14 protein-coding genes are annotated in these 15,227 nt (G+C 65.3%); 11 read left to right on the top strand and 3 right to left on the bottom strand.

Annotated features, from left to right (window positions below):
* Positions 1-145 precede the first annotated feature (145 nt).
* Positions 146-592: a lytic transglycosylase domain-containing protein gene (locus tag BTO02_RS00685; RefSeq protein WP_075155381.1), complete on the bottom strand. Its 447-nt coding sequence runs from the start codon at positions 590-592 to the stop codon at positions 146-148.
* A gap of 552 nt (positions 593-1,144) precedes the next feature.
* On the opposite strand from BTO02_RS00685, the gene gspD reads away from it, so the two are divergent.
* Genes gspD through gspF form a run of 3 tightly spaced genes read left to right on the top strand, consistent with a single transcriptional unit; the run spans position 1,145 to position 6,358 of the window.
* Positions 1,145-3,592 carry a type II secretion system secretin GspD gene (gspD, locus tag BTO02_RS00690; protein WP_075155382.1) on the top strand — a complete coding sequence of 816 codons (2,448 nt, stop codon included), beginning with the start codon at positions 1,145-1,147 and terminating at the stop codon, positions 3,590-3,592.
* A gap of 11 nt (positions 3,593-3,603) precedes the next feature.
* A complete protein-coding gene (gspE, locus tag BTO02_RS00695; RefSeq protein WP_075155383.1) occupies positions 3,604-5,136 on the top strand; it encodes a type II secretion system ATPase GspE in 1,533 nt (510 codons plus the stop codon).
* 4 nt (positions 5,137-5,140) lie between these two features.
* Complete coding sequence (gene gspF, locus BTO02_RS00700) at positions 5,141-6,358, top strand: type II secretion system inner membrane protein GspF (RefSeq protein ID WP_075155384.1); 1,218 nt, start codon at positions 5,141-5,143, stop codon at positions 6,356-6,358.
* Positions 6,359-6,427: 69 nt separating this feature from the next.
* Here gspF and BTO02_RS00705 read toward each other — a convergent pair whose 3' ends face one another.
* Positions 6,428-6,841, bottom strand: coding sequence for a type II secretion system protein N (locus BTO02_RS00705; protein ID WP_075158493.1), 414 nt, complete (start codon positions 6,839-6,841; stop codon positions 6,428-6,430).
* Positions 6,842-7,058: 217 nt separating this feature from the next.
* Here BTO02_RS00705 and gspG point away from each other — a divergent pair, with 217 nt between their 5' ends.
* The 8 genes from gspG (at position 7,059) to BTO02_RS00745 (ending at position 13,208) form a co-directional block, all read left to right on the top strand.
* Positions 7,059-7,523 (top strand): type II secretion system major pseudopilin GspG, encoded by a 465-nt coding sequence (gene gspG / locus BTO02_RS00710; RefSeq protein WP_075155385.1) that lies wholly within the window; start codon positions 7,059-7,061, stop codon positions 7,521-7,523.
* Between the two features lie 48 nt (positions 7,524-7,571).
* Entirely contained in the window at positions 7,572-8,126 is a 555-nt protein-coding gene (locus BTO02_RS00715; protein WP_075155386.1) for a GspH/FimT family pseudopilin, read from the top strand.
* A gap of 2 nt (positions 8,127-8,128) precedes the next feature.
* The gene (gene gspI / locus BTO02_RS00720; protein ID WP_075155387.1) at positions 8,129-8,554 is read left to right on the top strand and encodes a type II secretion system minor pseudopilin GspI; all 426 of its coding nucleotides are present in this window, start codon (positions 8,129-8,131) and stop codon (positions 8,552-8,554) included.
* The gene (locus BTO02_RS00725) at positions 8,532-9,212 is read left to right on the top strand and encodes a PulJ/GspJ family protein (RefSeq protein WP_075155388.1); all 681 of its coding nucleotides are present in this window, start codon (positions 8,532-8,534) and stop codon (positions 9,210-9,212) included. The genes gspI and BTO02_RS00725 overlap by 23 nt, the downstream gene beginning before the upstream one ends.
* 74 nt (positions 9,213-9,286) lie before the next feature.
* On the top strand, positions 9,287-10,399 hold the full coding sequence (gspK, locus tag BTO02_RS00730; protein ID WP_083615189.1) for a type II secretion system minor pseudopilin GspK: 1,113 nt from the start codon (positions 9,287-9,289) through the stop codon (positions 10,397-10,399).
* Between the two features lie 28 nt (positions 10,400-10,427).
* The gene (gspL, locus tag BTO02_RS00735) at positions 10,428-11,906 is read left to right on the top strand and encodes a type II secretion system protein GspL (RefSeq protein ID WP_075155389.1); all 1,479 of its coding nucleotides are present in this window, start codon (positions 10,428-10,430) and stop codon (positions 11,904-11,906) included.
* The gene (locus BTO02_RS00740; RefSeq protein ID WP_075155390.1) at positions 11,903-12,406 is read left to right on the top strand and encodes a type II secretion system protein M; all 504 of its coding nucleotides are present in this window, start codon (positions 11,903-11,905) and stop codon (positions 12,404-12,406) included. The genes gspL and BTO02_RS00740 overlap by 4 nt, the downstream gene beginning before the upstream one ends.
* A 34-nt stretch (positions 12,407-12,440) precedes the next feature.
* A complete protein-coding gene (locus BTO02_RS00745) occupies positions 12,441-13,208 on the top strand; it encodes a type II secretion system protein N (RefSeq protein WP_075158495.1) in 768 nt (255 codons plus the stop codon).
* Between the two features lie 132 nt (positions 13,209-13,340).
* Here the strand turns inward: BTO02_RS00745 and BTO02_RS00750 are convergent, their stop codons facing one another.
* Entirely contained in the window at positions 13,341-14,945 is a 1,605-nt protein-coding gene (locus BTO02_RS00750) for an efflux transporter outer membrane subunit (protein WP_075155391.1), read from the bottom strand.
* Between the last annotated feature and the right edge of the window lie 282 nt (positions 14,946-15,227).

Genomic DNA, 15,227 nt, shown 5'->3' on the forward strand with positions numbered 1-15,227 from the left:
CGATACGAAAGGCGGGCGGCCGGCGCGCGGCGTGAAGCCGCATTGTGCATCAAATGGCGGGAATCCGTCGCGCGTGGCGCGGGGAACGGACGAAGCGGATTTGCGGGAGCACGCCGGCAACATCGAACGGCGCGCCGTGGCGCCGTCACTTCGTAGCCGGCATCAGCTTCCACTTTTGCAGGATCGCGACGATCTGCTGCGCGTACTTGTCGCGCAGCGCCGGCGTTTCCGAATGGTAGGCGCCGACCGCCTGCCACGTATTGCCGTACTTGTTCATTTTCTGGCGCAGATGCCATGCGGCGATATAGACGTTCTTGCACGGCTCCATCAGCGTGCCGCTCGAGATGCCGTATTGAGCAAGCGCGGGCAGATGCACGGAATTGATCTGCATCACGCCGTAGTCGGTCGAGCCGTTCGCATTCTTATGCAGCGCGTCGGGCCGGTTATGCGATTCCTGCCATGCGATGGCCCGCAGAATCAGCGGATTGACTTTCTGGTACTGGGCTGCCTCGTCGAAGCAGTCCGCCCGCGCGGTGCCCGCCGCAAGAAGCGCGGTCAAGGCGGCGGTAACGGTCAAAAAGATCGGCTTCATCGGGCTTTAACGGTAAATGGAAGCAGAACAGCCGCCGTCGGAATTAAAGGTCCGGCAACGACCATCAAGATGACTAAGCAAATCAAAAATAAAAAATAAAGACGGTGCGCATGCTCACAAAAAATGCCTGGGCGGCGTGGCCGACCTGTGCAATTGAGCACACCATCGGGGAAAACCCGCTCTAGCCAGGCGTCTTCGTCGTCTCGAACCGCCCGTATCATACCGGCAGACGATCGCGCGTCAATGTTGCCGGGCCGACATATACCGCGCGAATCGTGGCGTCCGTGTGTCATTGCGCACGCAACAAGATCGAATGCTTTCAACACCTTACGGAGCCGCAGACCGTCAGTGAGAACTCAGGCAGTCACCTGGTTTTGTGACATTTCCGACACGAAAAGCTGGTACTGTTGCTGCTTTTCCGAATACCGGACCGCTGGCGCCCGTATGGCGATCGAGACCCAACGAGTGTGCCAGTCGATGACGGGGGCGATGTCTTACCGCGGTATTCGCTGCGAACAGTCGGCGTAAAACGCCGGCATCCATATCAGATCCATGAGAAGAAACCGTTTTGTGTTGCGTCGCTCGGCAACGGCGCTGGTACTGGCTGGCCTTCTTGCCGCGCAAGTCGCGTATGCGCAGGTCACGCTCAACTTCGTCAATGCCGACATCGATCAGGTGGCCAAGGCCATTGGCGCCGCGACGGGCAAAACCATCATTGTTGATCCGCGTGTCAAAGGGCAGCTGAATCTGGTGTCCGAAAACCCCGTACCGGAAGACCAGGCGCTCAAAACGTTGCAGGCCGCCTTGCGGATGCAGGGCTTTTCGCTGGTGCAGGATCATGGGGTGCTGAAAGTCGTACCGGAGGCCGACGCGAAACTGCAAGGCGTGCCGACTTACGTCGGCAATGTACCGTCCGCGCGCGGCGACCAGGTCGTTACGCAGGTCTTCCAGCTCAGAAACGAGTCGGCGAATAATCTGCTGCCGATCCTGCGGCCGCTGATCTCGCCGAACAACACGATCGCCGCGTATCCGGCCAATAACACGCTGGTCGTGACCGACTACGCGGATAACATCCGCCGTCTCGCGCAAATCATCGCGGGCGTCGATACGGCGGCCGGTCAGCAGGTGGTCGTCGTGCCGCTTAGAAACGCGAATGCGCTCGACGTCGCGCAGCAGCTCACGAAGGCGCTCGATCCCGGTGCGATCGGCAGTACCGACGCGACGCTGAAAGTGTCGGTGTCCGCCGACCCGCGCACCAATTCGCTGTTGCTGCGCGCATCGAATGTCGCGCGCCTGAACGCCGCGAAGACGCTCGCGAGAGAACTCGATGCGCCGACCGCCGAACCCGGCAACATGCACGTCGTGCAACTGCGCAATGCCGATGCGGTAAAACTCGCGAAGACCTTGCGCGGCATGCTCGGTAAAGGCGGCGGCGATAGCTCGTCAAGCGGGGGTGCCGGCGGCGGCGGCGCGAACTCGTTCAGTCAGAATCAGGGCGCAGGCGGATTCGGCAACAGCTCGACCGGCACGTCGGGCACGCCGCCGTTGCCGGGCGGTTCGTCGAGTTCGTTCGGCGGTTCGTCCTCGCTCGGCGGCGGCAGTTCGTTCGGCGGCGGTTCGTATGGCAGCGGCGCGGGCAGCAGTTCGCCGTTTCTCAGCAGCGACAAGGATCAGGACGACAATCAGCCAGGCGGCATGATCCAGGCCGATTCCGCGACGAATTCGCTGATCATCACCGCATCGGACCCTGTCTACCGCAATCTGCGCGCGGTGATTTCGCAACTCGACGCGCGCCGCGCGCAGGTTTACATCGAGGCGCTGATCGTCGAGTTGAATTCGAATACGAGCGGTAATCTCGGCATTCAATGGCAGGTCGCGAACAACTCGGTTTTTGCCGGCACGAACCTTCAGACAGGCCAGTCCAACAGCATCATCAATCTGACGGCCGCGGCCGCGACCGGAACGCCGCCTGGTCTCGCGGGAGCGATCGCCAACACGGGCGGGCTTCAACAGGGCCTGAACGTCGGCTGGATCCACAATATCTTCGGCGTGCAGGGGCTCGGCGCGCTGCTGCAGGCGCTGTCGCAGACGTCCGATGCGAACGTGCTGTCCACGCCTAACCTGATTACACTGGACAACGAGGAAGCAAAGATCGTCGTCGGCACGAACGTGCCGATCACGACGGGTTCGTTCTCGAATTTGACGAGCGGCAACACGGCCAACGCATTCAACACGTTCGACCGCGTCGACGTCGGCTTGACGTTGCACGTGAAGCCGCAGATCACCGACGGCGGCATTCTGAAGCTGCAGCTTTACACGGAAGACTCGGCAATCGTGACCGGCACGAACAACGCGGCGACCAACCCGGCAGGTCCCGAATTCACCAAGCGATCGGTGCAGTCGACGGTGCTTTGCGACAACGGCGAGATCATCGTGCTCGGCGGTTTGATGCAGGACAACTACCAGGTTCAGAACAGCAAGGTGCCGTTGCTCGGCGATATTCCGTGGATCGGCCAGCTGTTCCGCTCGGAACAGAAGACGCGCGAGAAGACGAACCTGATGGTGTTCCTGCGGCCTGTGATCCTCAGCGATGCCGCGACGACGCAGGCCGTGTCGGCGAATCGCTATGACTACATTCAGAATTTGCAGGGCGCGTACAAGTCGGACAACAACATCATGAGGGATAAGGATGACCCGGTGGTGCCGCCGATGCCGGTCGGCCCGAGCGAGGGCGGTTCGGCACTGAACCTGTTCGATCTCGACAAGATGCGGCGTCAGCAGATGGCGCCGCCGCCGGCTGCGGTTCCCGCTCCGGCGCCTGCACGGATTCCGGCTCCGGCTCAGGCGCCTGCCGCGGCGCCGGAGCCGACGCCGGTTCCCGCCTGGGTTCCCGAGCCCGCGACCGCTACGCCTGCTCCGGCTCCAGCGATGATTCCGGCGGCGCCCCCGCCGGCGATCGGCACGGGACAAGGCATTCAGTCTCCGGGAGCGCATCCGTGAGTACGCAGCCGATGGCCGCATCGCACGCGCCGATCGGCGCGGACGGCGCGCGCGATGCGAAGGAGTTGTCGGCCGGAGCGCCGGCCGGCAACCGCGAGGGACCGTCGGCGCTCGCAGCACGGCTCGTGCCGTATGGGTTCGCGCGAAGCGGCCAGATTCTCATTGCGCATCAGCATCCGGACTCGCTCGAAGTGTGGATCAGCGACCGCACGAGTGATGCGGCGTTGGCTGAAGTCGCGCGAAATTTCGGCGTACTGTCCGTTGTGCGGATGCCGGCCGATGAGCTTGCGCAGGCGATCAACACGGCCTATGCGCGCCAAGACGGCAGCGCGGCGCAGGTGGTCGGCGAAGTGGAAGGCGAAGTCGATCTGTCGCGGCTGATGCAGGACATCCCGGAAGTCGAAGACCTGCTCGAGTCCGAAGACGATGCGCCGATCATCCGCATGATCAACGCGCTGCTCACGCAGGCGGCGCGCGAGCAGGCTTCCGATATTCATATCGAGCCGTTCGAGAATGCATCGGTCGTGCGCTTTCGCGTCGACGGCACGCTGCGCGATGTCGTGCGGCCGAAGAAAGCGCTGCACGGCGCGCTGATTTCGCGGATCAAGATCATGGCGCAACTCGACATCGCCGAGAAGCGTCTGCCGCAGGACGGACGCATCACGCTGCGCGTGGGCGGCCGTCCGGTCGACGTGCGCGTGTCGACGCTGCCGACCGGTCACGGCGAGCGCGCCGTGCTGCGTCTGCTTGAAAAGGACGCGGCGCGTCTGAATCTCGAAGCGCTCGGCATGGCGCAGGACACGCTCGGGCAGTTCGACAAGCTGATTTCGCGGCCGCACGGCATCGTGCTCGTCACGGGTCCGACGGGCTCCGGTAAAACGACGACGCTTTACGCATCGATGTCGCGCCTCGAGACGGCCACGACCAACATCATGACCGTCGAGGACCCGATCGAATACGATCTGTCGGGCATCGGCCAGACGCAGGTCAACGAGCGCATCGGCATGACGTTCGCGCGTGCGTTGCGCTCGATTCTGCGTCAGGATCCGGACGTGATCATGATCGGCGAAATCCGCGACCTCGAAACCGCGCAGATCGCGGTGCAGGCATCGCTGACGGGCCACCTCGTGCTCGCGACGCTGCACACGAACGATGCCGCTTCGGCGGTCACGCGTCTGACCGATATGGGCGTCGAGCCGTATCTTCTGGCGTCGTCGCTGCTCGGCGTGCTCGCGCAGCGTCTCGTACGGCGCCTGTGCCCCGTGTGCAAGGAAGAGCGCGAAGAAGACGGCCATAAACAATGGCATCCGGTCGGCTGCGACAAATGCGGACACTCGGGTTATGCGGGACGGCGCGGCGTCTACGAGTTGCTACTGGTCGACGAATCGATCCGCACGCTGATCCACCGCAACGCCGCCGACGCCGAAATTCTCGAAGCCGGCCGCAAGCAGGGTATGCGCACGCTGCGCGAAGACGGCGATCGCTGGCTTGCGACCGGCCTCACGTCGCTCGAAGAAGTGATTCGCGTAACGGGCGGAGCCTGATCGAATGCCTGCATTCCGGTTCGAAGCGATCGACGCCGCAGGCAAGGCGCAAAAAGGCGTCCTCGATGCGGACAGCGCGCGCGGCGCACGCACGCAATTGCGCACACAGGGACTGACGCCGCTCGTCGTCGAACCGGCCGCGACGCGCACGCGCGGCGAACGCAGCCAGCGCCTGTCGCTGGGCCGCAAGCTCTCGCAGCGCGAGCAGGCGATTCTGACGCGTCAGCTCGCAAGCCTGCTGATCGCCGGTTTGCCGCTCGACGAAGCGCTTGCAGTGCTGACCGAGCAATCGGAGCGCGACTATATCCGCGAACTGATGGCTGCGATTCGCGCCGAAGTGCTCGGCGGCCATTCGCTCGCCAACGCGTTGTCGCAGCATCCGAAAGACTTCCCCGACATCTATCGCGCGCTGGTCGCGGCCGGCGAGCATACGGGCAAACTCGGGCTCGTGCTGTCGCGCCTCGCCGATTACATCGAGCAGCGCAACGCACTGAAGCAGAAGATCGTGCTCGCGTTTACGTATCCGACGATCGTCACGATCATTGCGTTCGGCATCGTCACGTTCCTGCTCAGCTACGTGGTGCCGCAAGTCGTCAACGTATTCGCCAGCACGAAACAGCAATTGCCGTTTCTGACGATCCTGATGATGGCGCTGTCCGGATTCGTTCGAAGCTACTGGTGGGCGATGCTGATCGCCGTGGTGGTGATCGTGTACGTCGTGCGGGCGATTCTGAAGCAGCCTGGACCGCGCCTCGCATTCGACCGGTGGCTGCTGACCGCGCCATTGTTCGGCAAGCTCGTGCGCGGCTACAACACGGTGCGTTTCGCGAGCACGCTCGGCATTCTGACCGCGGCTGGCGTGCCGATTCTGCGCGCCTTGCAGGCAGCCGGCGAAACGCTGAGCAACCGCGCGATGCGCTTGAATATCGACGATGCGATCGTGCGTGTGCGCGAAGGTACGTCGCTGTCGCGCGCGCTCGGCAATACGAAGACGTTTCCGGCGGTGCTCGTGCACCTGATCCGTTCAGGCGAAGCGACCGGCGACGTGACGACGATGCTCGATCGCGCGTCGGAAGGCGAATCGCGCGAACTCGAACGCCGCACGATGTTCCTGACGAGTCTGCTCGAACCGCTGCTGATTCTCGCCATGGGTGGCGTCGTGCTCGTGATCGTGCTCGCGGTGATGATGCCGATCATCGAACTGAACAACCTCGTGCAGTAAGCGCGAGGCGATGAGCTGCGTCGGCGAAAAATCGATGCGATGCGGCAGTGGAGATTCAGCGGCGCGGGTTCAGCGTACGTAGATGGTGGGCCCCGGTGCGTTCGCCGGCAGGAACACTTCCGAATGCGAGCCGTTGCGATCGATGATGATCGAGCGCGCGCGCACTTGGGAGAGTTTCGCGCCTTCCATGATCGCGTTGCCGAGCGACACGGCATGCGGCGGTTCGCCGCCCACGCTGACGATCGCGGCGGCGCCGTCGCGCAGCGCGAGGATGCCGTAAAGGCGCACGTCCTGATTGACGGTGCGCGTGAGCTGACCGCCGAACAGCGTTGCCGCCTGATCGACCGACACCGGCACGCGCGCCGCGGCGGCGGGCACGCTGGGACCGCGATGTGACGTCAGCGTGACGACCCAATAGGTTGCCGTCGCGCAGAACACGGCGAAGCACAGGAGCGAAATGAGGCGAACTTGGAGGGCTGTCATGCGCGACATTGTACGGATAAATGTGAAAGTTGCGATGTATCGAAGCGCCGCAACGGCATCCCTTTAGAATGACCGGCCGCATCACCGGAAAGTGTGCTGAAAGGGACTGCGGAAAATGCGCCGTTCACGCCGAAAGGCGCAAGATACGCCCCGGTCCGGGCGAGTCCCGCCTGGCCGGAGCAACAGCGAACAATCAATTGGAATGAGGTAGCAAGCTATGCAAATGTGGACGAATCGCCGCACGGAAATCGTGGGTGCCCGCGCCCGTCGTCAACGGGGGTTCACGCTGATCGAAATCATGGTCGTGATCGCGATTCTCGGCATTCTCGCCGCGCTGATCGTGCCGAAGATCATGAGCCGGCCCGACGAGGCTCGCCGGGTTGCCGCGAAGCAGGACATCGGCACAATCATGCAGGCGATGAAGCTCTATCGCCTCGACAACGGTCGCTATCCGACCCAGGAGCAGGGGTTGCGCTCGCTCGTCGAAAAGCCGACCACCGACCCCGTGCCGAACAACTGGAAGGACGGCGGCTATCTCGAACGCCTGCCGAACGATCCGTGGGGCAATCAGTACCAGTATCTGAACCCCGGCGTGCACGGCGAAATCGACGTATTCAGCTATGGCGCGGACGGCAAAGCCGGCGGCGAAGGCAACGATGCCGATGTCGGTTCGTGGCAGTGACGGACGCGAAATCTTTCATGGTTCGGTAGTCGGGTTTCATCGCGCGCCATGCGTTCACTTCCCTGCCCGGCTTTCGCGCGTCGCGCTGCTTCGCGCGGCGCGCGCGCGCCTCTCACGAGCCGGACCCGCGTGAGGCCCGACGGCCCGTTTCGGCGGCAGCGCGGCTTCACGCTGCTCGAGATGATGGTCGTGCTCGTCATCGCGGGCTTGCTGGTTTCGCTCGCGTCGCTGTCGTTGTCGCGTAATCCGCGCACCGATCTGAACGAGGAAGCGCAGCGTCTTGCGCTGCTGTTCGAATCGGCCGGCGACGAAGCGCAGGTGCGTGCGCGGCCGATCGCGTGGATGCCGCTCGAAAACGGCTTCCGTTTCGATATCCATACCGAAGACGGCTGGCGGACGCTGCGCGACGATCTGCTCGGCCCACGCAACTGGGAAGGCGGCGTAACCGGCGTATCGATCAATTACCCGGGCTCGGACAAACAGGGCGACCGCCTCGTGTTCGGCACCGAGAGCATCGACACGCCGGTCACGGTGACGCTCCATTCGGGCGTCGGCAGCGCGACGATCGTCGGTACCGGAAACGGCCGGTATGAGGTGCGTTGACGATGCGGCGCACGCATTTCCGCCATCGCAGCAGTCCCGGCAGGCCTCGCCGTTGCGGCAGCCGCGGCTTCACGATGATCGAGGTGCTCGTCGCGCTCGCGATCATCGCGGTCGCGCTGGCCGCCTCGCTGCGCGCGGTCGGCGCGCTCGCGACCGGCGAAGCGGATCTGCATCGCCGGCTGCTGGCCGGCTGGAGCGCGGACAACACGCTGGCGCAGTTGCGGCTCACGCACTCGTGGCCCGAAATCGGTTCGCAAAGTTTCGATTGTTCGCAGGGCAACCTGCAGCTGATCTGCACGGAGAACGTCTCGACAACGCCGAATCCGGTGTTCCGGCGCGTCGAGATCGTGGTGACGATGCCGGGGCGGTCCGGCGTGCTCGCGCAGATGGTGACGGTGGTCCCGAATGAAACGAACCGGCCGCTTTGAACGCGGCGTGGCCGGCGGCACGGCGCGCGGTTTCACGCTGATCGAGCTGCTCGTCGCGATCGCGATTCTCGCGGTGATCGCCGTGCTGTCGTGGCGCGGCCTCGATCAGATCATCCGTGGCCGGCAGACGGTCACGAACGCGATGGAGGACGAGCGCGTATTCGCGCAACTGTTCGACCAGATGCGCATCGACGCGCGCGAGGCGGCCACCGAGGACGAAGTCGGCCAGCCGTCGGTGTCGGTGGCATCGAGCGGGCTGCAGATCGTGCGCGAGCTGTATGAGCCGGGTTCGCCGCCGCGGCTGCAGGTCGTCCGGTATCGCGTGTCCGCGGGACGCATCACGCGCTACGCATCGCCGCCGCTGAAAAACCTCGGCGAAGTGCGGCGCGCGATGTCGGGCGACGAGAACGCCAACTGGGGCGCCGTGCCGCTGATGGGCGGCGTCGGCATGATTACCGCGCGTATCTATGTGACGAAGGCCGGCTGGACGACCGAAATGAAGGACGTGCAATCCGCGATGACCGAGAACGTGAACAACCTGAAAGTGCCGCAACTCGGCAACGCGCCGATTCCGCGCGCGGTGACCGGGCTCGAGGTCAGCATCGGCGCGGCGGCGTTGAAACGCCCGGTGACGCGGGTGTTCCTCGTCGGGGAGTGAAGGCCGTGAACCGCCTGCCGCGCGCGTGCCGCGCATGTCCGAAACCGCAACCGCGACAGCAACCGCGAGATAAATTGCGCATCGCTTCGCGCATCGAGTCGCGAGCGCGGTCGCGCGAAACGGGCGTCGCGATTATCAGCGCGTTGCTCGTCGTCGCGCTGTCGGCGATTCTCGTGTCGGGCATTTTGTGGCGGCAGCAGGTGCAGGTGCGGCGCATCGAGAATCAGCGACTGCTTGCGCAGGCGCAATGGGTCGGCCGCGGCGCGCTCGACTGGACGCGGCTCATTCTGCGCTCGGAAGCCGATACGTCGGCCGGCATTACGTATCTGGGCGGCATCTGGGGCGTGCCGATCGCAAAGACGCGCCTGTCCGATTTTCTCGGGCAGATCGGCGACGCGCACGGTTCGGAAGGCTCGGACACGTTTCTCTCCGGCTCGATCGAAGATGCGCAGGCGAAGTTCAACCTGCGCAATCTCGTATCGAACGCGACGCCCGGCATGCTGCAGCTGAACCTGCAGCAGATCGAAGTGTTTCAACGGTTGCTGTCCACGCTCGGGTTGAACAGCCAGCTCGCGAAAAATGTCGCGCTGCAGATGCGCGCGAGCCTCGCACATTCCGCGACGCGTTTCCAGTCGATCAACGCGACGAATCCGACCGGCGTGCCGGGTGCCGCCAGTTCGCCGGTCGTCGCGGGGGGCGCCGCCGGCGGCGAGTACACCGATAAGCCGGGACTGTCGGATTCCGACTCCAACCCGTCGGTCGCGCCGCTGCAAATGACGAGCATCGACTCGCTGCTCGACGTACCGGGCTTCACGCGCGAGACGGTCGAGCGCTTGCGTCCGTTCGTCACGGTTCTGCCGACGGTGACCGCGATCAACATGAATACCGCGCCTGCGGAAGTGATCGCGGCGATCGTGCCGGGCATGAACGTGTCGAGCGCACAGGCGCTCGTCGCGCGCCGCGAGACGGTGTTTTTTCACAACGTCGCCGATGTGCAGCTCGCGCTCAGTGCAGCGGGTGTGCCGGCCGGCGTGTTCGACCCGGGCCAGATGGACGTGAATTCGAGCTACTTCGTCGTGCACGGGCGCGTGCAGCACGAACGCGCCGAAGTCGATCGCACGACGCTCGTCTATCGCGACGCGCTGACTCATACGACGCGTATCGTACGGGAGCGGGACCAATTATGAATAACGCTTTTCCCAAAGAGAGTGGGCCTTGAGCACGCTGATCGTTCTACTGCCGCCGCGTGATCCGGCGGTGCCGTCGCAGGAATGGCAACTGCCGGACATGCCGTTTCTGCTCATCGACAAGTCGGGCCGCACGATGCGCGCCGGCGACGCTTCGCTTGCGCTTTTGCCGCGCGCGTCGTCGACGGTGCTGATGGTCGCCGCGCGAGACCTGCTGATGATGCCGGCCGCCGTGCCCGCGCTGAAAGGTCCGCGACTGCGCCAGGCGCTGCCGAACGTCGTCGAGGATCAGCTGATCCAGGATCCGCAGACCTGCCATATCGCGATCGATGCGCAGCCGCTTGCCGATGGGCGGCGTCTGCTGGCGATCGTCGATCGCGGGTGGTTCCGCTTTATTCACGAGGCGTTTGTCGGCGCCGGACACCGCAATCTGCGCGCGGTGCCCGTGACGGCGTGCTTGCCGCGGCCGCTGTCGGCCGTGGCGGCCGACGATGCGCTTGCCGAGGCGATGTCGGATGCGCATGCCGAAGCGAGCGTGGCGGCTGCAGCGCCCGCTTCCGAAGCTGGTTCGAGTACCGCCTCTGGCGCTTCCGCTGCCGCCGGCGGCACCGACCCAACGGCCGATGCGACCGCCCCGTCGCGCGAACCGATCGTTGCCGCATTGCTGGGCGAAGCCATCCAGTCCTCGCCCGCTGTGCTGCTCGGCGACGTGCCGCAGGACGCGCCGGCGCCGCGCGTCGAGCTCGCGATCGCGCGCGGGCGCATCGGCGAAGGCTTTGCAGTGCCTGCGGACGCGGTCGGCGCGACGCTCGCCGCACTGGCCGGCGACACGCCGCTCACGCTGTATGCACTGACCGGCGTGCCCGGCAGCGAGCCGCATGGGATGTCGACTTCGGCAATCGACGCGCCGATGCAGCGCGCTATCGATAGCGTTGCGCATCGGACGACTGCGCATCCGCTGACGTTCGAGACGCTCGCGCAGCGCGCGCTCGAATGCCGCTTCGATCTATGCCAGTTCGAATTCACGTCGCAGCCGTGGCGTCTGGACCGCGCGACGCTGCGCCGCATGCGCGCGCCGATCGCGCTCGTCGCCGCTGCTGCGCTGGTCGCGATCATCGGTGCCAACGTGCAGTGGCTGGTCCTCGCGCGACAGCGCGATGCGATCAACGCGCAGATGACCGAGGCGCTGCTCAACGCGTTCCCGAAGACGACCGTGGTACTCGACGCGCCGGGCCAGATGACGCGGCAATTGCAGCAGTTGCGCGTCGCGGCCGGCGAATTGTCGCCGGAAGACTTCCTGTCGCTCGCGGACGGGCTCGCCCGCTCGCTCGGACCGTTGCCGGTCAACGGACTTGCCGCGCTCGATTATCAGAACCACCGCCTCGACGTGACGTTCAAGCCTCAGGTGAAGGTCGATGCCGACTTCGCTCAGCGCCTTGCGCGCAACGGGCTGAACGGCGCAATCGATAGCAATACGGGCAAGTGGACCATCAGGAGCGGACAATGAAAGAACAACTGCTCGAGGCATGGGCCGGCTTCTGGGGCGCGCGCAACGCGCGCGAAAAGGCGCTGCTGACGTGGGGCTCGGTGGTGCTGGCTATCGTCGTTGCGTGGTCGGTGTTGTGGTCGCCCGCGCAGGACGGCCGCTCGCGGCTGCTCGAATCGCTGCCGGGCTTGCAGCGGCAGCTCGCGCAAATGACGGCTCAGGCAAACGAGGCGCGCGCGCTGGCCGGAAGCGTGCAAGGCGTCGCGCCGACCGGCGGCGCGCTCAAGGACGCGCTGACCACGTCGCTTTCCGACCACGGACTGAACGCGACGCAGGTGCAGGTGATCGGCAATGCGGTGCAGATCCAGCTGAAGAACGCGTCGTTTCCCGCGTGGACCGCGTGGCTCGACGACGTGCGCCGCCAGTTCAAGGTGCAGGTGTCCGAGGCGCATGTCACCGCGCTGAAGGAAGATGGCCAGGTCGATCTGACCGCGTCGCTGCAGCCGGCGACGATCAAGTGATCCGGCTCGGATAGGACCTGTGAAGAATCTCTGGATGCGCCGCATGGGCGCCGCGTTGCCGTGGGTCATCGTCGCGTTGCTGTCGTGCGGCGCGGTGCTGCTCGTCACGCTGCCGGCCGCATGGATCACGCCGCAATTCGCGAAGGCGACGCATGGGCACGTGAACCTTATCGAGCCCGACGGATCGCTGTGGCAAGGCTCCGCGGTGCTGATGCTCGCCGCCGGTCCCGATGGCGGCGGTGCGACGCTGCTGCCCGGGCGTATCGAATGGCGCACGTCGTTCTGGCCGCTGTTCACGGGCCGCGTGCGGATGCGGATGCGGCAAACCGATGCGATGCCCGACGCGATTCAGGTCGACGTGTCGCGCCTCGGCGCAACGATGACGGCGGGCGCGATTCAGGTGCCCGCGTCGCTGCTCGCGGGGCTCGGTGCGCCGTTCAATACGCTGAACCTGCAAGGCGACGTGCGGCTTTCGTGGACCGACTGGCGCAGCTTCGGACACGACGCGTTCGGGCAGCTTTCGGTGCTGCTCAACGAAATGAGTTCGAGCGTGTCGCGCGTGAAGCCGCTCGGCTCGTATCGCGTCGTGATTCAGGCCCAGGGCGCGACCGCGAGCGTCGATCTGTCGACGATAAAGGGGCCGTTGCTCCTGAATGGGCGTGGATCGTTCGGTGGACGTGCGACGTCGTTTCAGGGCACCGCGAGCGCGACGCCGGATCAGCTCGACAATCTCGCGGGGCTGCTGAACCTGATCGGCCCGCCGGTCGGGAAAGGGACGGTTTCGCTCGATTTCGCACATTGACGCAGCCATAGGGGCGGCTGGTTGATCGTGCGGCCGAGGCGTTGTGCCCGAACGGACGAACGCGATTGACCGGCGCTTCGCGGCGCCCGGCACGGCCACCATTTCATCGCGGTGCCCGAGACTTCCGCTCTGTTAGTCGTTGCGCACTTCGGCGGCAGCAGCGCCCTTCTGCGCGACCGGCGCTGAACCGGCCGCGGCCTGCGGGGCCGATGCGCCGGAGTCTTGCACGGGTGCCGGTGCGGCTATCCCGCCATCTTCGCGATTCATCTGCGCGACATCCCAGCCGCCGCCGAGCGCCTTCACGAGTCCGGCCGACGACACCATCCGCTGACCCGCGATGCTCGCGAGCTTTTGCTCCGCGGTAAATGCGGTGGTTTGCGCGGTCAGCACGTTCAGATAGTCGACGGTGCCGGCCTTGTACTCGTTCGTGACGATCGCAAGCGCCTGCTGCGCCGACTGCACGGCCTGCTGCTGCACGACGATTTCCCTGCCGAGAATGCGCAGCGACGCGAGGTTGTCCTCGACGTCCTGGAATGCGGTGAGCACCGTCTGCCGATAGGTGGCCACGCTTTGGTCGTACGCCGCGCGCGCCGCGTCGGTCTGCGCGCCGCGCAGGCCGAAGTCGAATAACGTCGCGGCGAGTTGCGGGCCCACGGTCCAGAAGCGCGACGGTGCCGTGAGCAACTGCGAGAACACCGAACTTTCGAAGCCGCCGGTCGCGGAAAACGTGAGCGTCGGGAAATAGGCGGAGATTGCGATGCCGATCTGCTCGTTCGCGGCAGCGGCTTTGCGCTCGGCCGACGCGATGTCGGGCCGCCGCTCGAGCAGCGCTGACGGCAGCTGCGCGGGGACGTCGGGCGGCGTCGCATCGAGCGGCGCCGGCGGCAACGAAAACGTCGATGCAGGCTCGCCGATCAGCACGGCAATGGCGTGCTCGTTCTGCGCGCGCGCGACGCCGTTGTCGATCGCCGCGGCCTGCGCGGACTGCAGTTGCGTCTGCGCCTGGATCACGTCCGAACGTGCGGCGACGCCCTGCGCATAGCGGTTTTGCGTCAATTGCAGCGACTTTTCGAATGACACGACGGTGTCGTCGAGCAGTTTTTGCTGCGAGTCGAGCGAGCGCAGCGTGAAGTAGGTTTGCGCGAGCGTGCCCTGCGCGGACAGACGCGCGTTTGCGAGATCGGCCGCGGCGCCCTGCTGGCCGGCTCGCTGCGCCGCGACGGTACGGCTCACCTGACCCCACAGATCCGGCTCCCACGTCGCATCGGCGGACAGGCGGAAGCTATTGGTGATCGAGCCCGACGACCCGACCGAGCCCGTGCCGGTGACGAAACCGCCGCTGCGCGACGGCGATTGTTGCCGCTCGCCGCTGCCGTTCAGCGTGACCACGGGGAAATAGGCCGAGCGCGCTTCCGCGACGAGCGCGCGCGCCTGGCGGTAAGCGGCGGCGAATTGCGCGATCGACTGGTTCGATGCGTTGAGCTTGTCCTCGAGCGCGTTGAGCTGCGGATCGTTGTAGATGGTCCACCACGGGCCGCGATCGTGCTGATCGTTTGGCTGCGCAACCTTCCAGCCTTCCGCGGCTTCCTTGTAGGACGCCGGAATCTCGGTCGTCGGCCGCTTGTAGTCGGGGCCGACCGCGCAGCCGGCCAGCATCGCGGCGAGCGCCGCGGCGACGACGATCGTCATCGCGCGGGGCGCGGCGGCGCTAAGGCGCGTCGTGAAATCGGACTGCATGCAAATGAATTCCTTGATTCCTGTCGATTCGGCCCGCGAACGACGCAGAACGGCAGGCGGGCTGCGAGTGGTCTGGTGCCTGATGACGACAATCGGAAGTGAACGGAGCCGCGGCATGAACTGGCCGCGAGGCGCGACCGCTAGCTTACTGCGCCTCGCCCGGAGACAGAAGAGTAATGCCGTGTGCCTTGCAGATGTGTTACGGAGGGTGTTCGCAAGGTTACGTGTCGTTACTGCGCCAAACGCGGTTCATGCGGCGCGGGCGAGCCAGGACGAGCGGCG

The organism is Paraburkholderia sp. SOS3 (assembly GCF_001922345.1).
Lineage (GTDB): Bacteria > Pseudomonadota > Gammaproteobacteria > Burkholderiales > Burkholderiaceae > Paraburkholderia.